Origin of the sequence: Bradyrhizobium sp. UFLA01-814, from assembly GCF_046718885.1 — a bacterium.
GTDB lineage: Bacteria > Pseudomonadota > Alphaproteobacteria > Rhizobiales > Xanthobacteraceae > Bradyrhizobium > Bradyrhizobium elkanii.
Window position 1 is genome coordinate 12690 of sequence record NZ_JAQOSR010000078.1, and the last position, 26240, is coordinate 38929.

General features: G+C 65.3%; 24 protein-coding genes. 17 read left to right on the plus strand and 7 right to left on the minus strand.

The genetic code is table 11. From position 1 onward, the window contains the following. Positions 1–55 precede the first annotated feature (55 nt). From phnC to phnE (PMN64_RS23200), 4 genes are all read left to right on the plus strand, one after another. Positions 56–871, plus strand: a complete 816-nt coding sequence (gene phnC / locus PMN64_RS23185) for a phosphonate ABC transporter ATP-binding protein (RefSeq protein ID WP_411782320.1) — start codon at positions 56–58, stop codon at positions 869–871. A 79-nt stretch (positions 872–950) separates the two neighbouring features. Beyond that, positions 951–1883 (plus strand): phosphonate ABC transporter substrate-binding protein, encoded by a 933-nt coding sequence (gene phnD / locus PMN64_RS23190; RefSeq protein ID WP_411782321.1) that lies wholly within the window; start codon positions 951–953, stop codon positions 1881–1883. An 83-nt stretch (positions 1884–1966) separates the two neighbouring features. Then, entirely contained in the window at positions 1967–2851 is an 885-nt protein-coding gene (gene phnE / locus PMN64_RS23195) for a phosphonate ABC transporter, permease protein PhnE (RefSeq protein WP_050387861.1), read from the plus strand. Then, the gene (gene phnE / locus PMN64_RS23200) at positions 2848–3696 is read left to right on the plus strand and encodes a phosphonate ABC transporter, permease protein PhnE (protein ID WP_411782322.1); all 849 of its coding nucleotides are present in this window, start codon (positions 2848–2850) and stop codon (positions 3694–3696) included. Before phnE (PMN64_RS23195) ends, phnE (PMN64_RS23200) begins: the two co-directional genes overlap by 4 nt. A gap of 167 nt (positions 3697–3863) precedes the next feature. Here the strand turns inward: phnE (PMN64_RS23200) and phnF are convergent, their stop codons facing one another. Next, the gene (gene phnF / locus PMN64_RS23205; protein ID WP_016846420.1) at positions 3864–4589 is read right to left on the minus strand and encodes a phosphonate metabolism transcriptional regulator PhnF; all 726 of its coding nucleotides are present in this window, start codon (positions 4587–4589) and stop codon (positions 3864–3866) included. Positions 4590–4705: 116 nt separating this feature from the next. Between phnF and phnG the strand changes: the two genes are divergently transcribed. From phnG to PMN64_RS23250, 9 genes are all read left to right on the plus strand, one after another. Next, positions 4706–5167: a phosphonate C-P lyase system protein PhnG gene (gene phnG / locus PMN64_RS23210; RefSeq protein WP_411782323.1), complete on the plus strand. Its 462-nt coding sequence runs from the start codon at positions 4706–4708 to the stop codon at positions 5165–5167. 4 nt (positions 5168–5171) lie between these two features. Beyond that, on the plus strand, positions 5172–5780 hold the full coding sequence (phnH, locus tag PMN64_RS23215; protein ID WP_411782324.1) for a phosphonate C-P lyase system protein PhnH: 609 nt from the start codon (positions 5172–5174) through the stop codon (positions 5778–5780). Between the two features lie 3 nt (positions 5781–5783). Next, positions 5784–6887 (plus strand): carbon-phosphorus lyase complex subunit PhnI, encoded by a 1104-nt coding sequence (locus PMN64_RS23220; protein WP_411782325.1) that lies wholly within the window; start codon positions 5784–5786, stop codon positions 6885–6887. Continuing rightward, positions 6884–7768, plus strand: a complete 885-nt coding sequence (locus PMN64_RS23225; RefSeq protein WP_016846424.1) for an alpha-D-ribose 1-methylphosphonate 5-phosphate C-P-lyase PhnJ — start codon at positions 6884–6886, stop codon at positions 7766–7768. The genes PMN64_RS23220 and PMN64_RS23225 overlap by 4 nt, the downstream gene beginning before the upstream one ends. Then, positions 7761–8558 carry a phosphonate C-P lyase system protein PhnK gene (gene phnK / locus PMN64_RS23230; protein ID WP_411782326.1) on the plus strand — a complete coding sequence of 266 codons (798 nt, stop codon included), beginning with the start codon at positions 7761–7763 and terminating at the stop codon, positions 8556–8558. The genes PMN64_RS23225 and phnK overlap by 8 nt, the downstream gene beginning before the upstream one ends. 8 nt (positions 8559–8566) lie before the next feature. Next, complete coding sequence (gene phnL, locus PMN64_RS23235) at positions 8567–9265, plus strand: phosphonate C-P lyase system protein PhnL (RefSeq protein ID WP_411782327.1); 699 nt, start codon at positions 8567–8569, stop codon at positions 9263–9265. A gap of 13 nt (positions 9266–9278) precedes the next feature. Next, the gene (locus tag PMN64_RS23240; protein ID WP_411782328.1) at positions 9279–10433 is read left to right on the plus strand and encodes an alpha-D-ribose 1-methylphosphonate 5-triphosphate diphosphatase; all 1155 of its coding nucleotides are present in this window, start codon (positions 9279–9281) and stop codon (positions 10431–10433) included. Beyond that, on the plus strand, positions 10430–11023 hold the full coding sequence (phnN, locus tag PMN64_RS23245) for a phosphonate metabolism protein/1,5-bisphosphokinase (PRPP-forming) PhnN (RefSeq protein WP_028339541.1): 594 nt from the start codon (positions 10430–10432) through the stop codon (positions 11021–11023). The genes PMN64_RS23240 and phnN overlap by 4 nt, the downstream gene beginning before the upstream one ends. Positions 11024–11099: 76 nt before the next feature. Then, entirely contained in the window at positions 11100–11711 is a 612-nt protein-coding gene (locus tag PMN64_RS23250) for a pyridoxamine 5'-phosphate oxidase family protein (RefSeq protein ID WP_028339540.1), read from the plus strand. Positions 11712–11846: 135 nt separating this feature from the next. Here PMN64_RS23250 and PMN64_RS23255 read toward each other — a convergent pair whose 3' ends face one another. Further along, positions 11847–13571, minus strand: coding sequence for a SulP family inorganic anion transporter (locus PMN64_RS23255; RefSeq protein WP_411782330.1), 1725 nt, complete (start codon positions 13569–13571; stop codon positions 11847–11849). 53 nt (positions 13572–13624) lie between these two features. After that, positions 13625–14224: a TetR/AcrR family transcriptional regulator gene (locus PMN64_RS23260; RefSeq protein WP_028339538.1), complete on the minus strand. Its 600-nt coding sequence runs from the start codon at positions 14222–14224 to the stop codon at positions 13625–13627. 204 nt (positions 14225–14428) lie between these two features. Here PMN64_RS23260 and PMN64_RS23265 point away from each other — a divergent pair, with 204 nt between their 5' ends. Together PMN64_RS23265 and PMN64_RS23270 are read left to right on the plus strand one after the other, a co-directional pair. Next, a complete protein-coding gene (locus PMN64_RS23265) occupies positions 14429–15673 on the plus strand; it encodes an efflux RND transporter periplasmic adaptor subunit (RefSeq protein ID WP_028339537.1) in 1245 nt (414 codons plus the stop codon). Between the two features lie 23 nt (positions 15674–15696). Next, on the plus strand, positions 15697–18879 hold the full coding sequence (locus PMN64_RS23270; protein WP_028339536.1) for an efflux RND transporter permease subunit: 3183 nt from the start codon (positions 15697–15699) through the stop codon (positions 18877–18879). 36 nt (positions 18880–18915) lie between these two features. On the opposite strand, the gene PMN64_RS23275 is transcribed toward PMN64_RS23270, so the two are convergent. From PMN64_RS23275 to PMN64_RS23290, 4 genes are all read right to left on the minus strand, one after another. After that, positions 18916–19134, minus strand: a complete 219-nt coding sequence (locus PMN64_RS23275) for a hypothetical protein (protein ID WP_016845043.1) — start codon at positions 19132–19134, stop codon at positions 18916–18918. A gap of 281 nt (positions 19135–19415) precedes the next feature. Continuing rightward, positions 19416–20216, minus strand: a complete 801-nt coding sequence (locus PMN64_RS23280) for an SDR family NAD(P)-dependent oxidoreductase (protein WP_028339535.1) — start codon at positions 20214–20216, stop codon at positions 19416–19418. 1 nt (position 20217) lies between these two features. Further along, positions 20218–20772, minus strand: coding sequence for a carboxymuconolactone decarboxylase family protein (locus tag PMN64_RS23285; RefSeq protein ID WP_028339534.1), 555 nt, complete (start codon positions 20770–20772; stop codon positions 20218–20220). Between the two features lie 46 nt (positions 20773–20818). Beyond that, entirely contained in the window at positions 20819–21769 is a 951-nt protein-coding gene (locus tag PMN64_RS23290) for a hypothetical protein (RefSeq protein ID WP_028339533.1), read from the minus strand. A gap of 226 nt (positions 21770–21995) precedes the next feature. Between PMN64_RS23290 and PMN64_RS23295 the strand changes: the two genes are divergently transcribed. Both PMN64_RS23295 and PMN64_RS23300 read left to right on the plus strand, forming a co-directional pair. Continuing rightward, positions 21996–25469, plus strand: coding sequence for an indolepyruvate ferredoxin oxidoreductase family protein (locus PMN64_RS23295; protein ID WP_411782331.1), 3474 nt, complete (start codon positions 21996–21998; stop codon positions 25467–25469). A 169-nt stretch (positions 25470–25638) separates the two neighbouring features. Further along, the gene (locus PMN64_RS23300; protein ID WP_028339531.1) at positions 25639–26070 is read left to right on the plus strand and encodes a hypothetical protein; all 432 of its coding nucleotides are present in this window, start codon (positions 25639–25641) and stop codon (positions 26068–26070) included. Positions 26071–26240: the final 170 nt, after the last annotated feature.

Genomic DNA, 26240 nt, shown 5'->3' on the forward strand with positions numbered 1-26240 from the left:
AACTGTAAAACGCCGGGGATAGCGATGGCCCAACGAGGCGCGGTTGGAGCATTACATGCTGGTGGTGGAAGGTTTGACGTGCCGGTTCGGCACGAAAGCCGCAGTCGACAACGCGTCCTTTTCGATCGCGCCGGGCAGCTTTGTCGGCGTGATCGGCCGCTCCGGTGCCGGCAAGTCGACGCTGCTGCGGATGATCAACCGTCTCGCCGATCCGACTTCCGGCCGTATCCTGTTCGAAGGCACCGACGTTACCGCGTTGCGCGGCAAGGAACTGCGGCGGTGGCGCGCGCGCTCGGCGATGATCTTCCAGCAGTTCAACCTGGTCGGCCGGCTCGACGTGCTGACCAATGTGCTGATGGGCCGTCTGGCCCAGATCCCATCCTGGCGCTCGCTGGCGCAGGCCTGGCCGGAACAGGACAGGGCGCTCGCGCTGTCAGCGCTCGATCAGTTCGATATCGCCCAGCTCGCGGCACAGCGCGCCGATCAGCTCTCCGGCGGCCAGCAGCAGCGCGTCGCGATCGCCCGCGCGCTGGTGCAGGAGCCCGACATCATTCTCGCCGACGAGCCGATCGCCTCGCTTGATCCGCGCAACACCAAGATCGTGATGGATGCGCTGCTGCGCATCAACAAGCATTTCGGCATCACTGTGCTCTGCAATCTGCACTCGCTCGACCTGGCGCGGACCTATTGCGACCGCCTGGTCGGCATGGCCGCGGGCCGCGTGGTGTTCGATGGCGCCCCCGCGGCGCTCACCGACCATATCGCCCGCGAGCTCTATGACCTCGAGGCCAATGACGTCATCGGCGCAGCACCGCTGCCCGCGCCCGACGGTGCAACTGCGCCGGCACTCGGCACCGCAGCCGCGGCCTGAGCGTCGCGCACTTTTCAATCTGGGAGGCCGAGCATTTTGCCCGGCCAACAGGTGCAACTACGACAAAAGAGGGGTAGTCATGTTCACTCGTCGCATCATTCTGGCTGGCGCCGCCGCGCTGGCATTTGCCGGTTCGGCCTCCGCGCAGGACTGGAAGGCAAAATATCCGGAGCTCACCTTCGCGGTGGTGCCGGCCGAGAACGCCTCCGGCGTCACCGAGCGCTGGACGCCGTTCGTCGCGTACCTGTCGAAGGAGCTCGGCGTGAAGGTCACGCTGCGCATTGCCAACGACTACGCGGCCGTCATCGAAGGCCAGCGCGCCGGCAACATCCAGATCGCCAGCTACGGCTCGGCCTCGTTCTCTCGCGCACGCTTGACCGGCGTCAAGACCGACCCGTTCGCCAACGATATGAACGCCGACGGTTCGACCGGCTATTACTCGGTGTTCTTCGTCAAGGCGTCGAGCCCGTACAAGACCGTCGAGGACCTGAAAGGCAAGAATCTCGGCCTGGTCGATCCGAACTCGACGTCCGGCAACAACGTGCCGCGCTTCGAACTCAACAAGATGGGCATCGCGAACGCCGAGGGCTATTTCGGCAAGGTCGTGTTCACCGGCAGCCACGAGAACGCCGTCCTGGCGCTGTCGCAGGGAACCGTTGATGTGGCCGCCAACCAGTGGACCAACGAGGACGATTCCACGCTCGCCCAGATGCTGACCAAGGGCATGCTGAAGAATGCCGACGGCTCGGCGATGAAGAAGGATGATTTCCGCATCATCCACAAGTCGGCGCTGATCATCAACGGCCCCTATGCGTACAACACCGATCTTCCGGAGGATCTGAAGGCTGCGATCGCAAAGGCCTTCTTCGACGCCCCGACCAAGGACAAGGCCGCCTTCGACCGTCTGTCCGACGGACAGAAGAAAGGCTTCCATCCCGCCACCACCAAGGATTGGGACGGCACCATCGAGCTGATCAAGTTCGTCGACGGTTTGCGCAAGAAGGCGAGCTGATCGCACGCCTGACGTCACGAGGGCCGGGCGCATAGCCCGGCCCTTTCTCTCCACTCAACTCCGAACCGGACTGGCACGCGTCGATGGCGACCGCCGTATCCATTCTTCCAGCGCAGCAACTGGCGACGCTGGAGGACGCCTACCGCAAGTCCGTCGCACGCAAGCGGTTGAAGGCCGCGCTGGCAACGGCGGCATTCTGTGCGGTGCTGGTGATCGCGGCGTTCGGCGCGGAAGTGAACCTGCGCACGCTGTTCACCTATTTCGGCAATTTCGTCAGCTATTTCGATCGCATCCTGACGCTGGATTCCGGCGCGCGGGTCTGGACCGATCCCGCCGAATGGTTCTGGGGTTGGCATAAATGGCTGAAGATGCTCGGCGAGACGATCCTGATCAGCTATGTCGGCACGCTGACGGGTGCCGTGCTCGCCTTCGCGCTCAATTTCTTCGCGGCCCAGAATACGTCGCCGGGCCCGTGGGTACGCTTCACGATCCGCCGCCTGCTGGAATTCGCGCGCACCGTTCCCGGCATCGTGTTCGCGCTGATCTTCGTGATCGCGTTCGGCCTCGGGCCGATGGCCGGCGTGCTGGCAATCGCGATCCACACCACCGGGGCGCTCGGCAAGTTGTTTGCCGAGATCGTCGAGAATGCCGACATGAAGCCGGTCGAGGGCATCCGCTCCACCGGCGCGAGCTGGCTGTCCTGCATGCGCTTTGCCGTGCTGCCGCAGGTCTCGGCCGGCTATGCCAGCTATGCGCTGCTGCGCTTCGAGATCAACGTCCGCGAGGCGTCGGTGATGGGCTTCGTCGGCGCCGGCGGCATCGGCCAGGAGCTGGTGGTCGCGATCCGCAAGTTCTACTATTCCGACGTCAGCGCCATCCTCATCACCATCATCGTCACCGTCTTCATCATCGACATCTCGACCGGCTGGCTGCGCGGCCGGCTGTTCGGCAAGGAGACCCGTCGATGAGCCAGATGCCGAGGCCGGACACCACGGAACTGCGCGCGAAGTACCCCAGCGTCTTCGAACGTCCCGCATCGGCACGGCTGGCGATGCCGGCCATGATCGCGGCGGCGCTCGCGATCTTCGTGTTCGGACTGGTCGATCTCGATTTCTCGCCGTCCAGGCTGATCGCGGGCCTCGGCCAGCTCGGCTGGATCACCATGCTGATGCTCCCGCCGAATCCGGGCTCGTCGTTTCCGCTCTACATGCAGGCGCTCGGCGAGACGCTGTCGATCGCGGTGCTCGGCACCACGCTTGCCGCGCTGCTGGCGCTGCCGGTCAGCCTGCTGGCGGCGCGCAACATCATCCCCTCGAACCTGATCCGCTTTCCGGTGCGCCGCTTCCTGGATTCGATCCGCGGCGTCGATACGCTGATCTGGGCGCTGGTCTGGATCAACGTCGTCGGTCTCGGCCCGTTCGCCGGCGTGCTCGCGATCATGGTGTCCGACTTCGGCGCGTTCGGAAAGCTGTTCTCGGAGGCGATCGAGGCGGCGGATCGCAAGCAGGTCGAGGGCATCCGCGCGTCCGGCGGCAACGCGCTGCACGAGATCCGCTTCGGCCTGCTGCCGCAGGTGCTGCCCGTGATCGCCGGGCAGGTGCTCTACTTCATCGAGTCGAACACGCGTTCGGCGACCATCATCGGCATCGTCGGCGCCGGCGGCATCGGCTTGCAGCTCGCCGAGCAGATCCGCGTGCTGGAATGGCAGAAGGTATCGTTCCTGATCCTGATGATCCTGATCGCGGTTGCCGCGATCGATTTCATCTCCAGCAAGCTGCGCTTTGCGATCATTGGACAGCGCGCCGTGGTGTAGCTTCTTCTTCGCCTCTCCCCGCGTGCGGGGAGAGGCCGGAATTTCGCGCAGTGCAAATTCCGGGTGAGGGGGACTCTCCGCACACTCAAAGCTTTCGAAGTCGCGTAGACAGCCCGTCACCCCAACCCTCTCCCCGCAAGAGCGGGGCGAGGGAGAAGAGTTCATCGTCAACCGTTCTCGACCAGAAACTCGACGCGCTCGGCGGCGAAGCGCGAGCGCTTGGTCACCAGCGGCTGGTCCAGCATGTCGACGTCGGTGGCGTCGACCACCAGCACCGGCCGTCCCAGCGGCAGGTCGAGCCGCGCGGCGTCGGTCGCATCGACGATCGCCGCAGTGATCCGGGTCGAGGCGCGGTGGTAGTCCTTGACGCCGTAATGTCCGAGCAACTTGGTCATCGAGCGAACGTTGGCGAATACGCTGCCGGCATCGGGAAACCGCTCGGCCGACAGCCAGGTGGTGGAAACGCAGATCGGCGTCCGGTCGGCGAGGCGCACCGCTTCGATCCGGATCAGTGGCGCACCGATCTTCAGGCCCAGTTCGCGTGCGATCTCGCGGTTGGCAACGTCGTCGCCTGCCTCGATCAGCTGGCCGCGCGGCTCGTGGCCGCCGGCGCCGACGATCTCGGAAAATCGCGTGCGTGAGCGCAAGGGATAGGCGAGGCGCTGGGCTTCGACATAGGTGCCGCTGCCGCGCTCCGCGCGCACCAGGCCGCGCTCGGCCAATGCGGCGAGCGCCCGCCGCACGGTGTGGCGGTTGACCCGGTACGTCTCGGCGATCTCCATCTCGCCGGGCAGCTTTTCGCCGGCGGCAAAGCGGCCGTCAGCGATGCCGCGCTCGATGCCGTCGGCGACCTGCCGCCACAAGGCGACGCCGGAACTTTCCTGCATGCTCATGGCGCGGTGATACCAGAAATCTTTGGTTTGTCACGAAACAGTCATGGCGCTCCGCTATCAAGTTGTCTAGTATCATAGACAACTTGATGCAAGCAAGGCTGCCCAAAGGTTTGCCCATGAGTTCGACCGGACCAAACAGCAAACAGGCCCAGCGCAAGGCCGCGATGACGGTGCTGGCGCACGCCGCCGCGACCGACATCGCCGGCAGGCTGGCGGCGATCGAGGTGCCCGCGCATGAGAACCTGCGCGAGCCGGAAAACGGCCTTGTGATGCTGCGCGGGCGGATCGGCGGCGACGGTGCGCCGTTCAATCTCGGCGAGGCGACGGTGTCGCGCGCGGCGGTGCGGCTTGCGACCGGCGAGGTCGGCTTCGGCTACACGCTTGGCCGCGACGCGCGGAAGGCGCAGATGATCGCGCTGTGCGATGCCATGGTGCAGTCGGCGGAACTGTCCGGCGAGGTGGAGGCCAAGGTGATCGCGCCGCTGCGCGTCGCCATGAACGCCGAACGCGGCCGCAAGGCGGCGGAAACCGCGGCGACGCGGGTCGATTTCTACACGATGGTGCGCGGTGAGGGATGATGCAATGACGACGATTGCCGAAATGCCCGCGGGCTTTGCCGACAAGGTGCTGTCGGCGCAGTCGACTTTCCGTTCCGTGATGGATGCGATGGCGCGCCCGGGTAGCGTGCAGCACGTCGCCGCGAGCGTGGGAACGCCCGCCGGCATGATGCGCGGCGCGGCCGCGATCGCGCTGACGCTGTTCGATCACGACACGCCGATCTGGCTTGACGCTGCGATGTCGGCGACGCCGGACGTCGCCCGCTGGCTGAAGTTTCACGCCAGCGCGCCGGTGGTGGCCGATTCCTCGATCGCGAGCTTCGCTTTGATCGGCGATGCCGCGAGCCTGGCGGCGCTCGATTGCTTCGCGTTCGGCAGCAGCGAATATCCTGACCGGTCGACCACGCTGATCCTGCAGGTCGACAGTCTGTCGCAGGGTCCGGCCTTCGAGCTGAAAGGGCCCGGCATCGACGGCAGCGCCGTGCTGCAGGCGATGATCAAGCCAAGCGACCTGTTCCAGCGGCTTGCGATCAACGAAACCCTGTTCCCGCGCGGCATCGATGTCGTGCTGGTCCATGACGATGCCATTGTGGCGATCCCGCGCACCACGCGGCTGATCGCAAGCGGAGTGTGAGCGATGTATGTAGCCGTCAAGGGAGGCGAGCGCGCCATCGAGAACGCCCATCGTCTGCTCGCGCATGAGCGGCGCGGCGACCGCGATGTGCCCGAGGTGACGCTGGCGCAGATCTCCGGGCAGCTCGCGCTTGGTGTCGATCGCGTGATGACCGAAGGGTCGCTCTACGACCGCGAGCTCGCGGCGCTCGCGATCAAGCAGGCGCGCGGCGACATGATCGAGGCGATCTTCCTGGTCCGCGCCTTCCGCGCCACGCTGCCGCGCTTCGGCGCCACCGAGCCGGTCAACACCGGCGAGATGCAGGTGCGGCGGCGGATCTCCTCGACCTTCAAGGACGTTCCGGGCGGCCAGATCCTGGGGCCGACCTTCGACTACACCCATCGCCTGCTTGATCCCCAGCTCGCGGAAGGCTTTGTGCCGGAGCAGCCGGAGACCGCAGAAGCCTCGCAGGCCGCGACGCCGCGGGTGACCGACATTCTCGGCCGTGACGGCCTGATCGAATCCTCACCGCAGGCAGATAGCGACACGCCGGTCGGCGACCTCACGCGCGAGCCGCTGAGCTTTCCGGCCGATCGCGACTTGCGGCTGCAGAATCTGGCGCGCGGCGACGAAGGCTTCCTGCTCGCGCTCGGCTACTCGACGCAGCGCGGCTACGGCCGCAATCACCCCTTCGCCGGCGAGATCCGCTTCGGCGAGGTCGAGGTCGAGTTCTTCGCCGAGGACGCGGGCTTTACCGTGCCGCTGGGCTCGATCGAATTGACCGAGTGTCAGATGGTCAACCAGTTCAAGGGCTCGACCACCGAGGCGCCGTGCTTTACGCGCGGCTATGGCCTCGCCTTCGGGCAGAGCGAGCGCAAGACCATGTCGATGGCGCTAGTCGATCGCGCGCTGCGTGCGCGCGAGCTCGGCGAGGAGGCGGCGGCGCCGGCGCAGGACGAGGAGTTCGTGATGTCGCACTCCGACAATGTCCAGTCGACCGGCTTCGTCGAGCATCTCAAGCTGCCGCACTATGTCGACTTCCAGTCCGAGCTCGGCCTCTTGCGCAAGCTGCGGCAGGAGTTTGCGGAAGCCAACGAGGCGGTGGAAATGCAGGAGGCCGCGGAATGAACGCGCCGACGTACAATTTCGCCTATCTCGACGAGCAGACCAAGCGGATGATCCGCCGCGCGATCCTCAAGGCGATCGCGATCCCCGGCTACCAGGTGCCGTTTGCGAGCCGCGAGATGCCGATGCCCTATGGCTGGGGCACCGGCGGCGTGCAGGTGACGGCGGCGATCCTCGGTCCCGACGACGTGCTGAAGGTGATCGACCAGGGCTCGGACGACACCACCAATGCGATCTCGATCCGGAAGTTCTTCGGCAAGACCGCGGGTGTCGCGACCACGACCTCGACCACGGACGCGACCGTGATCCAGACCCGGCACCGCATTCCCGAGGCGTCGCTGCATGCCGGACAGGTGCTGGTCTATCAGGTGCCGATCCCCGAGCCGCTGCGCTTCCTCGAACCGCGCGAGACCGAGACGCGGCGCATGCATGCGCTCGCCGAATACGGGCTGATGCACGTCAAGCTCTACGAGGACATCGCGCGCTTCGGCCATATCGCCACCGCCTACGCCTATCCGGTGAAGGTGAACGCACGCTACGTGATGGACCCGTCGCCGACGCCGAAATTCGACAATCCGAAGATGGACAATTGCGCGGCGCTGCAGCTGTTCGGCGCCGGCCGCGAGAAGCGCATCTACGCGATCCCGCCCTACACCACCGTGGTGTCGCTGGACTTCGAGGATCACCCGTTCACGCGCTACCGCTTCAACGCGCCCTGCGCGCTGTGCGGCGCCGACAATTCCTATCTCGACGAGATCGTCACCGACGACAAGGGCGGGCGGATGTTTGTCTGCTCCGACACGGACTTCTGCGAGCAGCGCCAGGCCGCCGGCCATCACGGCACCGAGAGCGCAGCGCCGCACAAGGAGAAGGCGCATGTCTGAGCTCTCGAGCCTCGAGAACGATGAGCCGCTGCTGGTGGCCGAGGGGCTTGCCAAGAATTACGGCCGGCTTGCGGCCTGCCGCGACGTCTCGTTCGCGCTCTATCCGGGCGAGGTGCTGGCGATCGTCGGCGAGTCGGGCTCCGGCAAGTCGACGCTGCTGCAGCTGCTCTCGGCGCAGCTCGCGCCGAGCGCCGGCCGGGTGTGCTACCGGATGCGCGACGGCGTGCTGCGCGATCTCGCCGAGCGCGGCGAGGCCGAGCGGCGCTTCCTGTTCCGCACCGACTGGGGCTTCGTGCACCAGGACCCGGCGCAGGGCCTGCGCATGGGCGTGTCGGCCGGCGCCAATGTCGGCGAGCGGCTGATGGCGGTCGGCTGGAATCATTACGGCCGCATCCGCGACACCGCGTCGACCTGGCTGGAGCGGGTCGAGATCGATACCGGCCGCATCGACGACGCGCCGAAGACCTATTCCGGCGGCATGCGGCAGCGGCTGCAGATCGCCCGCAACCTCGTCACCGAGCCGCGGCTGGTGTTCATGGACGAGCCGACCGGCGGCCTCGACGTCTCGGTGCAGGCGCGATTGCTCGACCTGATGCGCAACCTCGTCAGCGAGCTCGGGCTCGCCGCGATCGTCGTGACCCACGACCTCGCCGTGGCGCGCTTGCTCTCGCATCGCGTGATGGTGATGAAGGGCGGCCGCGTCATCGAGACCGGCCTCACCGACCAGGTGCTCGACGATCCGCGCGAGCCCTACACGCAGCTGCTCGTTTCCTCGATTCTTCCGCCATGAGCGTGCCAATGACCGCGATGATCGAACTTGCCGATGCCGAGAAGACCTTCATCATGCACCTGCAGGGCGGCGTCGAACTGCCCGTGGTGCGCGGCGTCTCGTTCCACGCCGATCCGGGTGAGTGTGTGGTGCTGTCGGGCCCGTCGGGCGCCGGCAAATCCTCCATCCTTAAAATGATCTTCGGCAACTACCGCTGCGACAGCGGCCGGATCGGCATCCGCCATCACGGCAAGGTTGTCGACCTTGCCACCGCCGAGCCGCGCCAGGTGCTCAGCATCCGCCGCTCGACCATCGGCTATGTCAGCCAGTTCCTGCGTGCCGTGCCGCGGGTGGCGACGATCGACGTCGTCGCCGAGCCCTTGATCGTCAACGGCGTGGCGCGCGAGGAGGCCCGCGCGCGCGCCGGCCAGCTGCTGCGCCGGCTCAACATTCCGGAGCGGCTGTGGACCTTGCCGCCCTCGACCTTCTCCGGTGGCGAGCAGCAGCGGGTCAACATCGCGCGCGGCTTCATCTCGGACCTGCCGATCCTGCTGCTGGACGAGCCGACCGCTTCGCTCGATGCGGCGAATCGCGCCGTAGTGGTCGAGCTGATCGCGGAGAAGAAAACCGAGGGCGTCGCGATGGTCGCGATTGTCCATGACGACGAAATCCGTCATCTGATCGCCGACCGTATCGTCGATGTGACCTCGTTCGCGGCTGCTGCCTGAAGGATCGTTTGAAATGACCGCCAAGCAAGACACCATCATCGGCAACGCCCGGCTGGTCCTCGCCGATCGCGTGATCGAGCAGGGCTGGGTCGCCATATCCGACGGCAGGATCGCGGAGTTCGGCGAGGGCAGGGCGCCCGAGGCCGCCGAGGATGCCGCCGGCGACCTCCTGATGCCCGGGCTGATCGAGCTGCACACCGACCATCTCGAGATGCACTATGTGCCGCGGCCGAAGGTGTTCTGGAATCCGGTCGCGGCCGTGATCTCCTATGACGGGCAGCTCGCGACCTCAGGCATCACCACGGTGCTGGATTCGCTGCGGGTCTGGCGCGAGGACGGCGCCGAGGATGTCGACGGCCGCGCCGGCGTGCTGGCGGCGGCGATCGCGGCGGCGCGCGAGGAGAATCTGCTGCGCGCCGATCACTTCCTGCATCTGCGCTGCGAGGTGCCGATGCCTGATGTCGTCGCCGAGGCCAAGGAACTGATCGACCGGCCGGACGTGCGGCTGATGTCGCTGATGGACCACACGCCCGGCCAGCGCCAGTTCCGCGACGAGGTGAAGCTGCGCGACTACTATCGCGGCAAGGGCGGCGGCATGACCGACGCCCAGCTCGACGTGCTGTTCGCGCGCCGCTTCGCCTATCAGAAGGAATATGCTGTTGCGAACACCCGCGCCATCGTCGCGCTGGCGCATGAGTACAGGATCCCGCTGGCGAGCCATGACGACACCACGGATGAAAACGTGGTCGACGCCGTCAACGACAAGGTCGCGGTGGCGGAGTTCCCGACAACGATGGAAGCCGCGCGCGGGCTGCATGCCGCCGGCATCGACATCCTGATGGGCGCGCCGAATGTGGTGCGTGGCGGCTCGCACTCCGGCAATATCGCGGCCGTCGATCTCGCCAATGAGGGCATGCTCGATATCCTGTCGTCGGACTACATCCCGTCCAGCCTGCTGATGGCGGCGCTGCAATTGCCGCGGCATGTGCCGGCGATCGATCTCGCTTCCGCCGTGCGCACCGTGACCAAGACACCGGCCGAGGCGGTCGGGCTCAACGACCGCGGCGAGATCGCGGTCGGCCGGCGCGCCGACCTGATCCGCGTGCACGTCGCGCGCGATCTGCCTGTCGTGCGCAGCGTCTGGCGCGAAGGGGGGAGGGTCGCATGACCGATGCATCCGTCGTCGCCGATCGGCGCGCCGGAATCGGTCCCGGCCGGCTGATCCTGGTGGTCGGCCCGAGCGGTGCCGGCAAGGATACGCTGCTTGGGTTCGCCAAGGCGGCCTGTCGCGATGATCGCGATGTCGTGTTTCCCCGCCGGCTGATCACCCGCCAGGCCTCGGCGTCGGAGGACAATGAGGAGGTCAGCGCGGAAAGCTTCCAGCGCGCGGTGGCCGCCGGTGACTACGCCATGCACTGGGAAGCGCACGGCCATCGCTACGCGCTGTCGCGGTCGATCAACGACGATATCGGTGCAAGACGCACCGTGATCGCGAACGTCTCGCGCACCGTGATCGCGGCGGCGCGCCGCAACTATGCCAATGCTGTCGTGGTGCTGGTCACGGCGCCGCCGGATGTGCTGGCCGCGCGGCTCGCAATGCGGGCGCGCAGCAGCGACGGCCTTCTCGAGCAGCGGCTGGCCCGTACCGTCGACGAGAGCACGTCGATGCCCGATTTCACCATCGTCAATTCCGGCACCGCCGACTATCATGCGCGACAACTTGTCCGCATCATCAAGGGCGAACGCTGGGACGACTAGAGCGTTTTCGAGCGAAGTGGATCCCGGTTCGCGTGAAGAAAACGCGTCGAAAAGGAAGCAGAGGAGAACGGCACGAATGTCGGTGATCGAAACGGTCGAGCAACTTGAGGCGATCTACGGCTTCCCGAACGACGCGTCGACCGTGAAGGTCGCCGATCACGTGACTCCGCTCTATCGTGTGCTCATCGAGAAGTCGCCGTTCGTGTCGCTTGCGACCGCAGGCCCCGAAGGGCTCGATTGCTCGCCGCGCGGCGACCTGCCGGGCTTCGTGCGCATCCATGATGCGAAGACGCTGATGATACCGGATCGCCGCGGCAACAATCGCTGCGATTCGCTGCGCAACATCGTTCGCGATCCCCGCGTCGGCTTGCTGTTCCTGATTCCCGGCTCGGGCAGCACGCTGCGCATCAACGGCCGCGCTTATGTCACGGCCGAACCGGAACTGCTCGCTTCCTTCATGATGGAAGGCAAGGCGCCGCGCACGGTGATCGTAATGCATGTGGAGGAGATCTACTTCCAGTGTGCGCGCGCGATCGTGCGCTCCGATCTCTGGAATCCGGACAAGCGGGTCGATCCGGAGGCGTTGCCGACGCCGGGCCAGATCCTCGCCGAGATGAGCGAGCACACGGTCGGCGGCGACAAATACGATCGGGAATGGCCGGAGCGCGCGCGGCAGACGATGTGGTAATCCGCGCGGATGGCTGGGAAGCATGATCCGGAAAAGTGCGAAGCGGTTTTCCCTGCGACAAACGCGAAGCGTTTGCGCGGAGATCATGCTCAAACAAAAGCGCTATAGCGCGCTGACGATTGAACCCATCGCGCTTTAGGCTTCAGCCCGGTCTTCCCAGTCTTCCCAGGTCACGTCGTTGTTGATCTCGAGGTAGCGCGCAACGGCGACGCCGATCGTCGGGAAGAAGTTGTTTTCGCCGAGTTGCGCCAGCAGGCCGAATTTCTTCAGCTTGTCCTTGACGGGATCCTTGAGCTCGGCAAAGCACAGCTCGATCTTCTGTGCGTGCAACGCCTCGTCCAGCTCGGCGAGAATGTCGCCCGCGGTCACGTCCACGCTGGTGACCGGCTCGGCCGTGACCACCAGCCAGCGCACCGGGGTCGGAGATTTCGCCACCGCATCCAGCGCGCGTTCCTTGAAGAACTCGGCATTGGCAAAGAACAGCGGCGCATCCCACCGGAACAGCACCAGCCCGGGGATCTGGCGCGCATCCGGGTATCGCGTGATGTCGTGATAGCCCTTCACGCCGGAGGCGCGGCCCAGCACCGCGGAATGCGGCCGCCAGCCGTCCCACAAGAACTCGACGATGGCGAGCACGATGGCGAGGCCTATTCCGGGAATCACGCCGAGCACGGCCACACCGACAAAACAGACCATCGATAGCCAGAACTCCCACTGCTGAATGCGGTAGATTCGCCTGAGGTCGCCGATCTCAAACAGGCCGAGCGCGGCGGCGATGACGACGGCGGCCAATGCGGCGTTGGGCAGGTGCTGCAGCAAATTCGGCGCCATCAGCAGCAGAAAGGCGATGGCCAGCGCGCCGATGACGCTGGTCAATTGAGTGCGCGCTCCGGCAGCTTCCGCTACAGGCGTGCGCGATCCGCTGCTGCTGATCGGAAAACCCTGAAAAAAGCCGGCCGCCAGATTGGCCGCGCCGAGCCCCACCATCTCCTGGTTGGGATCAACACGATCGCCCAATCGTCCCGCATAGGCGCGCGAAAGCACGCTGGTGTCGGCGAACGACACCAGCGCGACGGCGCTGCCGCCGATCAGCACCTGCACGATGTCGCCATAGCTGATCCGGGGAATGGCAAATCCCGGCAGGCCCTGGGGAAGCGAACCCAGGACTGTCACGCCGAAGCGTGCCCCGAGATCGAAAATGCCGGTGATGACCGTCGCCGCGACGACGGCAATCAGAATGCCCGGCAGCCGCTTGTTCCGGGCGAGCAGCAGGATCACCGCCAGCGTCGCTGTGCCGATCCCGAGGGTCGCCCAATGCGTCTTTCCGTCGACGATTGCTCCGACGACCGCCCAGAGGCTGCGCAGAGGTCCATCGCCTTCAATGGAAAAGCCGAACAGCTTTGGCAGCTGGCTGATCAGCACGGTCAGGGCTATTCCGTTCATGTAGCCGTAGCGGATCGGCTTGGAGAGAAGCTCGGTCAGGAATCCCAACCGCGCGATGCCCGCCACGATGCATATCGTTCCGGAGACGACGGCCATCATGGCGGCCAAGGTTGCCGCGCGCAGGGGATCGCCGCCCGACAGCGGAACCACGACGCCGAGGATGATGGCCGCAAGCGCCGAGTCCGGTCCAAGGACAAGGATGCGGCTCGGCCCGAACAACGCGTACACGAGCAGCGGAACGATCGTCGCATAGAGCCCGTAGATGCCGGGCAGGCCGGATGCTTCCGCATAGGCGATGCCGACCGGGACCAGCATGGTCGCGAGCACCAGCCCGGCGACGATGTCGTGTGGGAGCCAAGCCGCTTGATATCGACGCAGCGTGTCGAGACCCGGCAGCCAGCCGGTCCAATGATTCATCCCCGGTCACTCCCAACTTCGTTGGGGCTCGCAGGCGCTTGACGTGAACCGCTCTACCCCTTCGCCTGCTCATCAAACGCTTTCAGCGACACCGCTGCAATCTCGCGCAGCGCGTTGCGGTCGGCGCCCGAGGAGGCCATCACGCACATGCCTGATGTTACCGCGGAGAGATAGCGGGCAAGGGTGGCCGGATCGGCGCTTTCACCCAGGTCGCGTTCGGCCTTTGCGCGGACAAAACGTTCATGCAACTGGTCCTCGGTTCGGGTGCGGCGCGCTGCCAGTTCAAATGGAACATTCTCCGAGCCGGTGCCGCAGGCAAGGCCGCCCTGGACCAGCAGACAGCCGGGCGGGTTGGCGGGATCGGTCTGGGCGTCCGCGTGCTCCATCAGAAATCGTTCGGCTACCTCTCGGGCGGTGGCGGCGCCCAAAACCTTTTCCATCCAGGCGTCGCGTTTCTCGGTGTAGCGGTCGAGCGCGGCCTTCAGCAGACCCTCCTTGCTGCCGAAGGCGGCGTAGAGACTCGGGGGATTGATGTTCATCGCCTCGGTGAGCTGGGCGATCGTCGCGCCCTCGTAACCGTGACGCCAGAACACATCCATGGCCTGGTCCAAAGCGGCGTCCGCGTCGAAAGCGCGGGGGCGTCCCATTCCCATATTTCGTTGCTCCGTAAGCCGGGTGCCGTTTCTATGACGGATTGTCCCTGGCTTATCCTCTTGTTGCACGTGATGTTTTTCCGCGACTTCCCATTTCCCCATGAATGAGATAAGAAATTCATAGTGCTCGATACATAAGTATCTTGCGAACCGGCGTCCAGCTCCACATCTGTAGCGAACACTACAGATATCTGGAGCGCGTGAATGCCCTCGTCAACCCAAAATCCCCGTTCCGGCCGCTTCCGACGTGTCGTCGGCGGTATCGTGATCCTTGGCGCCGTCGCGGTGGCCGGTTCGATCGCGACCGGCCACTATTTTCATGCCGCACAGGCGACCGCGACTGCCGCGGCTCCCGAGCCGGCGGTCCCGGTCACCGTTGCCGTGATCCAGCCGCGGCCGACCACCTTGTTCGATGACTTTTCGGGCCGGCTCGAAGCCGTCGATCGTGTCCAGCTCCGGCCGCGGGTGGCCGGTGCGATCCTTTCGACCAACTTCACCGAGGGCGCGCTGGTGAAGTCCGGCGATATTCTGTTCAAGATCGACCCTGCGCCCTACGCCGCCGAGGTCGATCGCGCCCAGGCGCAGCTCGAGGCCGCCAAGGCCCGCGTCGTGTTCACCACGAGCGAAGTCGAGCGCGGCGCGCAGCTGGTTGGCAACAACATCGTGACCAAGCGCGATTTCGACCAGCGCGACAACGCCAATCGCGAGGCAGTCGCCAACGTCAAGGCCGCCGAGGCCGCGCTCCAGACGGCCAAACTCAATCTCGACTACACCGAGGTGCGGGCACCGGTCGACGGCCGGGTCGGCAGGATCGAGGTCACCGTCGGCAATCTCGTCGCGGCAGGTACGTCTTCGCCGGTCCTGACCTCGCTGGTCTCGGTCAATCCGATCTATGCGAGCTTCGATGCCGACGAGGAAGTCGTGCTGCGCGCGCTGAACTCGATCGCGGACGCCTCCGGCAAGCGCGGCAATCTCGACCAGATTCCGGTCGACATGGTGACGTCGGGCGGCCTCGGCGCCAAGGGGCACATCCAGCTGATCGACAACCAGGTCAACGGGCAGAGCGGCACCATCCGCGTCCGCGCCGTGTTCAAGAACGATGACGGCCGGCTGATCCCGGGGCAATTCGCCCGCGTGCGCATGGGCCAGCCCAAGCAGCAGACGCTGGTGCTGATCGACGAGCGCGCCGTCGGCACCGACCAGGACAAGAAGTTCGTCATGCTGGTCGGCGACGACAGCCGCGCGGTCTATCGCTCCGTCACGCTTGGCGGCGCGGTCGATGGCCTGCGGATTGTGACCGCCGGCCTTAAATCCGGCGACCGCATCGTCGTCAACGGCCTGCAGCGCGTGCGTCCGGGTGCGCTTCTGAAGATGGAAGTCGCCGAAATGGGCGCACGCGACATGCAGCAGGCATCCACTGAAACCAACCAGCACGTCGTGCAGCGCTAGGCGCTGCGCACGGGGGCGGAGCCATGAATCTCTCAAAATTCTTCATCGACCGGCCGATCTTCGCCGGCGTGCTTTCGATCCTGATCTTCCTGGCCGGCCTGATTTCGCTGCTGGCGATGCCGATCTCGGAATATCCCGACGTGGTGCCGCCGTCGGTCGTGGTGCGCGCGACCTATCCCGGCGCCAATCCGAAGGTGATCGCCGAGACCGTCGCGACCCCGATCGAGGAGCAGATCAACGGCGTCGAGGGCATGCTCTATATGTCGAGCCAGGCGACCACCGACGGCGCGATGACGCTGACGGTGACGTTCCGGCTCGGCACCGACCCCGACAAGGCGACGCAGCTGGTGCAGAACCGCGTGCAGCAGGCCGAGCCGCGCCTGCCGGCCGTGGTGCGCCAGCTCGGCATCATCACCAAGAAGAGCTCGCCCGACCTCACCATGGTCGTGCATCTGCTGTCGCCAAACAACCGCTATGACATGACGTATCTGCGCAACTACGCGGTGCTCAACGTCAAGGACCGGCTGGCGCGGATCGACGGCGTCGGCGACGTCCAGCTCTATGGCGCCGGCGACTATTCGATGCGGGTCTGGGTCGACCCGCAGAAGGCCGCCGAGCATTCGTTGACCGCGAGCGACGTCGTGCGCGCGATCCAGGCCCAGAACGTCGAGGCCGCCGCCGGCGTGGTCGGCTCCTCGCCCAGCGTCAAGGGCATCGACCTCCAGCTCTCCGTCAACGCCGAGGGACGGCTGTCGACCGAGGAGCAGTTCGGCGACATCGTGGTCAAGACCGGTTCGGCCGGCGAAGTGGTACGGCTGCGCGACGTCGCGCGGGTCGAGCTCGGCGCCTCCGAATACGGCCTGCGCTCGCTGCTCGACAACAAGCAGGCGGTCGCGATCCCGATCTTCCAGGCGCCCGGTTCGAACGCGCTGGAGATCTCCGACCATGTCCGCGCGACGATGGCCGAGATCAAGAAGAACATGCCGGAAGGCGTGTCGTACCAGATCGTCTACGATCCGACGCAATTCGTGCGCTCGTCGATCGAGGCCGTCATCCACACGCTGCTCGAGGCGGTCGCGCTCGTCGTGCTGGTCGTGATCCTGTTCCTGCAGACCTGGCGCGCCTCGATCATTCCATTGATCGCGGTCCCGGTGTCGATCGTCGGCACTTTCGCGGTGATGCATGTGTTCGGATTCTCGATCAACGCGCTCAGCCTGTTCGGCCTGGTGCTGGCGATCGGCATCGTGGTCGACGACGCCATCGTCGTGGTCGAGAACGTCGAGCGTAACATCGAGTCCGGCCTGTCGCCGCGCGACGCCACCAACCAGGCGATGCGCGAAGTGTCCGGCCCGATCATCGCGATCGCGCTGGTCTTGATCGCGGTGTTCGTGCCACTCGCCTTCATCTCCGGCCTCACCGGACAGTTCTACAAGCAGTTCGCGCTGACCATCGCGATCTCGACCGTGATATCGGCGATCAATTCGCTGACGCTGTCGCCGGCGCTGTCGGCGCTGCTCTTGAAGGGCCATCACGAGCCGAAGGACTGGCTGACCCGGGTCATGGAAAGGTCGCTCGGCTGGTTCTTCCGTGGCTTCAACAAGGTCTTTACGAAATCCTCCGAGAACTACGGCCGCACCGTCACCAAGGTGATCTACGGCAAGGCCGTGGTGATCGGCCTCTATGTGCTGCTGATCGGCCTCACCGGCGTGCTGTTCAAGCAGGTGCCTGGTGGATTCGTGCCGGGCCAGGACAAGCAGTATCTGGTCGGCTTTGCCCGGCTGCCCGACGGCGCGACGCTTGACCGCACCGAGGAAGTGATCCGCAAGATGAGCGACATCGCGCTGACCCAGCCCGGCGTCGAAAGCTCAGTGGCGTTCCCCGGCCTGTCGATCTCCGGCTTCACCAACTCCTCCAACGCCGGCATCGTGTTCTCGACCTTGAAGCCGTTCGACGAGCGCAAGGATCCCTCGCTCAGCGGTCCGGCGATCGCGGCGGCGCTGAACAAGAAATATGCCGGCATCCAGGACGCCTTCATCGCCATGTTCCCGCCGCCGCCGGTCAACGGTCTCGGCACCATCGGCGGCTTCAAGCTGCAGATCGAGGACCGCGCCGGCCTCGGCTATGAGGCGCTGAACGACGCGACCAAGGCATTCATGGCGGCGATGCAGAAGGCGCCGGAGATCGCCGGCGTGTTCTCGAGCTTCCAGGTCAACGTGCCGCAGCTGTTCGCCGACATCGACCGTACCAAGGCGTTGCAGCTCGGCGTGCCGGTCACGGAAGTCTTCAACACGCTGCAGATCTATCTCGGCTCCTACTATGTCAACGACTTCAATAAATTCGGCCGCACCTATTCGGTCTATGTGCAGGCCGACGCGCCGTTCCGCGCGCGTGCCGACGACATCAGGCAGCTCAAGGTGCGCTCGTCGTCGGGTGACATGGTGCCGCTGTCGGCGCTGCTGAAGGTCCGCCAGAGCGCAGGTCCGGAGCGTGCGATCCGCTACAACGGCTTCCTGTCGTCGGACATCAACGCCGCCGCCGCGCCGGGTTATTCCTCCGGCCAGGCGCAGGAGGCGGCGACGCGGATCGCGGCCGAAGTGCTGCCGCCCGGATTCGCTTTCGAATGGACCGATCTGACCTATCAGGAGTTCATCGCCGGCAATTCCGGAATCTGGGTGTTTCCGCTGGCGATCCTCTTGGTGTTCCTGGTGCTCGCCGCGCTCTATGAAAGCCTGGCGCTGCCGCTCTCGATCATCATGATCGTGCCGATGGGGCTGTTGGCCGCGATGTTCGGGGTCTGGCTGTCGAAGGGCGACAACAACGTCTTCACCCAGATCGGCCTGATCGTGCTGGTCGGATTGTCGGCCAAGAACGCCATCCTGATCGTCGAATTCGCGCGCGAGCTCGAATTCGCCGGGCGGTCACCGATCCGTGCCGCGATCGAGGCGAGCCGGCTGCGGTTGCGGCCGATCCTGATGACCTCGATGGCGTTCATCATGGGCGTGCTGCCGCTGGTGCTGTCGACCGGCGCGGGCTCGGAGATGCGGCGCGCAATGGGCGTCGCGGTGTTCTCCGGCATGATCGGCGTCACGGTGTTCGGCCTGTTTTTGACGCCGGTGTTCTATGTGCTGCTGCGCAGCCTCACCGGGATGAAGCCGCTGACGCAGCACGGCGAGACGACCATCCCCGGAAAAGCACACGCGGCATGATGCCGCGTGTGTAAGCTCGATGTCAGCTTCGAAGGATCAGGCTGCGATATCGAGCAGCAGCAGTGACGAACCGCGGACCAGCACCTTGCGGCCCGCGGGCGTCAGCTCAAACGAGTCTCCTCGCACCGCAACATAGCCGAGCGTGACCAGGCTTTCGACGGCAAACCGGTTCAGCCGTGAAGGGTTTGCTGCGGGGGCCCGCAGCGCTTTCAGCGCATCCCACTGATCGGGTCTGAGTTCGAATTCTTCGCTCATCGGTCCAGGCACTCCAGGAGTTCTTGGCGTGCGAGATACAGAGCGCAGATGAATTTCGTGCGACCACAACGAGTCAGGATTTCGATTTATGTGGACGCGTCGTCACATCGCCGTGTCATTGGAATACTTCAATTTTTTCGAATCATTGCGGCGCGTTGACGCGTGATGTCGTCACAGTGATTAACCGGCATCGTCACATAGGTTAATCGAAACGATTAACCGGGTTAATCGTCTCGATTAACCGGGTTAATCACCTGGATTAATCGGGTTAGTCGTCGCGGTTAACCGCGACGCACACTTGCGCCGCCATCGACCGGCAACGTCACACCTGTGATGAAATTGGCCTCATCGGAGGCGAGAAACAGCGCGGCGTTGGCAACGTCCCAGCCGGTGCCCATCTTGTGACGCAGCGGCACCTTGCTGTCGCGTTCGGCCTCGACTTCGGCGCGGCTCTTCTTGAATTCGCGGGCGCGCGTGTCCACCGCCATCGGCGTGTTCATCAATCCCGGCAGGATCACGTTTGCGCGAATGCCATATTGCGCATTCTGGTAGGCGAGCTGTTCGGTGAAGGCGATCATCGCCGACTTGGTCGCCTTGTAGGCAACGTAAGGATAGGTCGTGATCGCGGCCATCGACGAGATGTTGATGATCGAGCCGCGCTGCTGCGCGCGCATGATCGGGATCACGTGCTTGGCGGCGAGGATACAGCTCTTCAGATTGATCGCCACGCAGCGGTCGAACGCCTCCTCGGTGATATCAAGCAGCTCGGCGTCGCCGCCAGAGAGACTGACGCCGACATTGTTGTGCAGGATGTCGACGCTGCCCCAGCGGCCATGTGCGTCAGCCACCATCGCCTTGATGTCGGCATTTCTGGTGACGTCGGCCTTGAAGGCGACTGAAGTCCCGCCCTTGGCCGCGATCAGATCGACGGTTTCCTGCGCCGAAGCCAGATTGTGATCGACGCACAGCACCCTGGCGCCTTCGCGCGCGAAGGTCAGCGCGGTGGCGCGGCCGTTGCCGATGCCCTCGCCGGGACTCTGGCCGGCGCCGACGACGATGGCGACGCGATCTTGCAGGCGCATGTCACTTCACTCCCTGTAGCGGGTACTGCTGCAGTACCTCCTTGTAGTGCGGTTCGTTGTCGATCTGCATGGTGGCGAGCACGCGCACCACGGCGCAGTAGAACGCGATCGTCAGCACAAGGTCAGTCATGTGCTCGTCGGAGAGATGTTGCTTGATCTCGGCGAAGGTCGCATCCGACATCGCGAGCTCGCGCACCATCTCACGGGCGCCTTTGAGGATCGCCTTCGCCAGCGGCTCGAGCTTCGAGGGTCTACCATCAGTCTCCGCGATCAAGCCCCGGATGTCTTCGTCGGTGACGCCGAACTCCTTGCCGATCTTCACATGGTGGGTGAACTCGTATTCCGACTGCTCGAGCCAGCCGACCTGGAGGATCGCGAGCTCGCGCAACCTGGGATCGAGCTTGCTCTTGAAGCGGATATAGCCGCCGATGCCGTTGAAGGCGCGCGCCATGTCCGGCGAGTTCACCAGGAGCTTGTGCAGATTGGTGTTGCGCTTGAGCATGTCGCGATATTCGGGAGCGACCTGATCGGCCTCGAGATAGGGCAGGCGGGCCATTGTTGTTGTCCTTTTTTCGGCGGCTGCGGAGGAGACGGCTGTCGCTTCAGCCGTAGAGGGCTTTGTGTTCGCTGTCGTAGTTGGCGTAGGAGTCCTTCATGCTGGCGCCGTTGAGCAGCATGGTCGCAACCACGGCGTTGTCGGCATCGAACACGCTCGAGCGCACCCACATGCTCTCGGTGCGCTTGCTGCCCGAGAGCGCCACGACCTCGCGCTCGACCCAATAGGTCTCGCCGGGGAATAGCGGCCCGCGCAAGAGACGGATCTCCTGGTCGGCGAACAGCCCGACCGCGGGGCCGCGGACCGGCAGGCGATCTTCGCGCGCGCGGTACTGGAACAGCACGCTCAGCATCTCCATCGGGATGATGGCGCGGCCCCAGGGATTGTGCTCCAGCGAATAATAGTCCGAAGGCTCGGTGATCACCTTGAGCTTGTCGGCGAGCGAGAACGGATAGAGATCGCCCATGTTCTGGTCGAAATCCATCTTGATCGCCTGCCGCGGCGTCTTCATGCCGACCTTGATGTCGGCGAGGATCACGGGATCGGTCAGCGGCTTCAATTCGCCGAGCCGGCGGCTGAGCGCCGTCTCGGTGCCGTCGCCGTCGATCGAGGCGGTGCCGCGCAGGATCTCGGTGCCGTCGCGCTTGATCATCCCGATCGTGCAAACGGTCTGGCCCGGCTTCGGCTTCTCGATCCGGGCCTGCACCTCTTCGCCTTCGAACACCGGGTTGCGGTAATGCGCCGAGAGGCATCCGGTCATGAACCAGGCGCGGCCCCAGATCCGCTCGCACAGCGGCGCGAACTGGCTGAAATGGGTCGGTCCCTCGATCGTGCCGCCGCGGAAGCCGAGCTTCTGCGCGGTTGCGTCGTCGTGAATCGAGGCGTGGGAATCGTAGGTCTGGGCCTGCAGCATCTGCTTCGGGCTGCGCCAGGGACCCACCAGCAGATCGCCGTTCTCCACGATTTCCGTCGTGAACGCGGATTCGACTGTAATCATCCTTGGTCTCCCTCTGCGTCTCCCTCTGCGCGCCACCGTTTCAAAGATGCCAGGGTTCGGCAAGCCTCGCAGAGCAACAAGCCTCGCATGCGCAACATGAGATATGTGCTGCGGCCATGGAACGGGGCTGTTCATGCATAACAAAATCAGTGCATGCTGATGCATGATCATTTCGGAAGATAATCAGACCGGTTCGGACCGGCGTGGCTGACTGACGGGGAAACTGATGGCGTTGATGGAAGTTGGACTGGACGACAAGTACCGGTTGGATACGAAACGAATCTTCCTCTCCGGTACCCAGGCGCTGGTCCGATTGCCCATGTTGCAGCGCGAACGCGACCGCGCGCACGGGCTGAACACTGCCGGCTTCATCTCCGGTTACCGCGGCTCGCCGCTCGGCATGTACGACCACGCGCTGTGGCGGGCGAAATCCTTCCTGAAGGAGCACGACATCGCCTTCGTTCCGGGCCTCAACGAGGATCTGGCGGCGACCGCGGTGTGGGGCAGCCAGCAGGTCGGCATGTTCCCCGGCGCCAAGGTCGATGGCGTGTTCGGCATCTGGTACGGCAAGGGTCCCGGCGTCGATCGTTCGCTCGACGCGCTCAAGCACGCCAATTCCGCCGGCACCTCGCCGAACGGCGGCGTGATCGCGCTCGCCGGCGACGACCATGGCTGCCAATCCTCCACCCTGGCGCATCAGAGCGAGCAGGTGTTCGCCTCGGCGCTGATGCCGGTGGTCAATCCGGCGACGTTGCAGGATTATCTCGACCTCGGCATCCTCGGCTTCGCGCTGTCGCGCTATTCCGGCTGCTGGGTCGGCTTCAAGGCGATCTCCGAGACGGTGGAGAGCTCGGCCTCGATCGTCAGCGACCCCGATCGTATCAAGATCATCACGCCGGACGATTTCGAGATGCCGCCGGACGGGCTCTCGATCCGCTGGCCGGACCCACCGCTCGAGGCCGAGCGCCGGCTGCACGGGCCCAAGATGGAGGCGATCGCGGCCTTCGCCCGCGTCAACCGCTTCGACCGCATCGTGCTGGATTCGAAGCCGGCACGGCTCGGCATCATGGCGACCGGCAAGGCCTATCTCGATCTGCGCCAGGCGCTCGCCGATCTCGGCATCACCGATGCCGATGCGCAGGCGCTCGGCCTGCGCATCTACAAGGTGGCGCTGACCTGGCCGCTCGAAGCGCGCGGCGCGCGCGCCTTCGCCGAAGGCTTGCAGGACGTGCTGGTGGTCGAGGAGAAGCGCGGCTTCATCGAGGACCAGCTGGTCCGCATCCTCTACAACATGGACGCCTCAAAGCGTCCCTCGGTGGTCGGCAAGCGCGACGAGAGCGGCGCGCCGCTGCTGCCGAGCGAAGGCGAGCTGGCGCCGACCATGGTCGCCGCCGCCGTGGTGGCGCGGCTGCGCCGGCTCGGTCACCGCAGCCCGCTGCTGGAGCAGCGTTTGGCAAAACTCGAGGCGTTCGATCGCCCGGCCGAGGGCACGGGCACCGCGAAGCTGCAACGCACGCCGTATTTCTGCTCGGGCTGCCCGCACAACTCGTCGACCAAGATTCCCGAGGGCAGCCGCGCCATGGCCGGTATCGGCTGCCACGGCATGGCGCTGTCGGTGCCGAATCGCAACACCCAGACCATCTCGCATATGGGTGCGGAGGGCGTGAGCTGGATCGGGCAGGCACCGTTCACCAGCGAACAGCATGTGTTCCAGAATCTCGGCGACGGCACCTATACCCATTCCGGCTTGCTGGCGCTGCGCGCGGCGGCCGCGGCCGGCGTCAACATCACCTACAAGATCCTCTATAACGATGCGGTGGCGATGACCGGCGGCCAGCCGGCCGAGGGCGGCTTTACGGTGTCGCAGATCGCGCATCAGGTCTGGGCGGAGGGCACCAAGCGGCTCGCGATCGTCTCCGACGATCCCGACAAATATCCCGCCAATTATTTTCCGCCCGGCGCCACCATTCATCATCGCCGCGAGCTCGATGCCGTGCAGCGCACCCTGCGCGAGATCGAAGGCCTCACCGTCCTGATCTACGACCAGACCTGTGCGGCCGAGAAGCGCCGTCGCCGCAAGCGCGGGCTGTTCCCCGATCCGGCCAAGCGCGTCTTCATCAACGAGCGCGTCTGCGAGGGTTGCGGCGACTGCTCGGTGGCGTCGAACTGCGTCTCGGTGCAGCCGCTGGAGACCGAGCTTGGCCGCAAGCGCCGCATCGACCAGTCGAACTGCAACAAGGATTTCTCCTGCATCGAGGGCTTCTGCCCGAGCTTCGTGATGGTGCAGGATCCCAAGCTGCGCAAGGCCGACCGTACCGCCGCCGATCCCAAGGCGTTGTTCGCCGATTTGCCGACGCCGCCTGTGGCCAGGTTGAGCAATCCCTACAACATCCTGATCACCGGCATCGGCGGCACCGGCGTCATCACCATCGGCGCGCTGCTCGGCATGGCCGCGCATGTCGAAGGTCTCGCCTGCTCGACGCTCGACTTCACCGGGCTGTCGCAGAAGAATGGCGCTGTCATGAGCCACGTCCGGCTTGCGCCCGCCTCCGACATGCTGACCACGGTGCGCATCGCGCCCGGCAACGCCAACCTGATCCTCGGCTGCGACCTCGTCGTCGCCACCAGCGTGCCGGCGCTGAGCCGCGCCGAGCGCGGCGTCACCCGCGCTGTCGTCAACGCGGATCTCTTGCCGACCGCAAGCTTCGTGATCGATCCCGATATCGACTTCGAAGCCAGCTCGATGCGCGATGCGCTGAACGGCGCGGTGACACCTGGCGATCTCGACGTCCTCGATGCCACCGGGCTTGCCACCGCGCTGATGGGCGACAGCATCGCCACCAACGCCTTCATGCTCGGCTTTGCCTTTCAGCGCGGCGCGATCCCGCTGTCGCTGGAAGCGATCCTGAAGGCGATCGAGCTCAACGGCGCCGCCATCGAGATGAACAAGACTGCGTTCTCGTGGGGCCGGCTCGCCGCGCATGACCTGCAGCGCGTGGTCAGCGCCGCGCGTTTCAAGAGCGCCGGCGCCGCGCCGGCCGAGAAGACGCTCGATGAGGCGATCGCCTTCCGCGCCAAATTCCTCACCGACTATCAGGACGCGGCCTACGCCAAGCGCTATCTCGACGACGTCGCGCGCGTCCGCACCGCCGAGGCGGCGGCCGCGCCGGGCTCGCAGGACCTGACCGAAGCCTTCGCAAAGGGCCTGTTCAAGCTGCTGGCCTACAAGGACGAATACGAGGTCGCGCGGCTCTATTCCGATGGCGAGTTCAACAAGGCCTTGAGGGAGCAGTTCGAGGGCAATTCCGGTCTGAAGGTCTTGCTGGCGCCGCCGCTGCTGGCCCAGCGCGATTCCGTCACCGGGCGGCTGCAGAAGCGTGAATTCGGTGCGTGGATTTTCACCGCGTTCGGCATGCTGGCGAAGCTGAAGGGTCTGCGCGGCACCGCCTTCGACATTTTCGGCTACACCGCGGAGCGCAAGATGGAGCGCGCATTGCCGGTCGACTATTCGGCGATGATCCTGCGTCACCTCGACGGCAGGAAGCCGCTCGACTTGCCGCGGCTCGTGGCGCTGGCAAAGGCTGCGGATCTCGTGCGCGGCTATGGCCACATCAAGGAAGGCAACGTCGCCCGCTACCGCACCGAATGCGCGCGGCTGGAGCGCGCGATCGGCCAGCCGTTGGCGCAGGCGGCCGAATAGGGCAGAGCGTTATTCCATCGGAACGGAAAGGGCTCCAGGTGGCGGCTGGGGAACTTTCCACCGCCGCCCTGGTTGACCGGTAACCCTGCCGCAAGCCGTGGCTGGATTCGCGCGGCCGGGGCCCCTACATGATGGCTGTTCTGTTCGAGTGATTTCAGGAGGCCGTTTGATGGTCCTGAAAAACGCTTTTGTTGCAATCGTCTGCACCGCGTGCCTGACTTGGGGTGGCGTGGCGTTTGCCGACGAGTACGGCCCCAGCGAGTTCTTCAGCCTCGATCTCTCCAAGGCGGTGCTGTCGCCGAAGCGGCTTGGCCCGCCGGCGCAGTTCGAGCCGGTTCCGGTCGAGGCGAAGGCCGACCACGGTCCCGATCAGCATGCGAATGTCGAGCCGCAGGTCGAGGAGACGAAAGTCGCGCCGAAGAAAGCCGTGCGGACCACCGGGGTAACCGCGCCGCGTGAGCGGAAGCGCGCGGCCGCGCACGTTCCCGCCCGCGCCAAGCTCGCGCGCCGCCACTCGAACCCGCTCGATGCGGAGGCCCGCGACACACGGATCCAGACCTGGCCGTGCCGCACCGGCGGCATCTGCAACTGGCATCGGTGAGGCGGCGCTCTGGCGCAGATCCACGTGCGCATCCACAAGAATGTTAAGCCCGTCATCCTGAGAGTCTGACTCATAAGTCACCCAACCTTACCAGCAGCGGCAAGTCTGCGGGTCAGGAGCCTCATGTGTGCAATCAGCAGCCAGGCAGCTTCGGTTGCCACCGTCGCCTC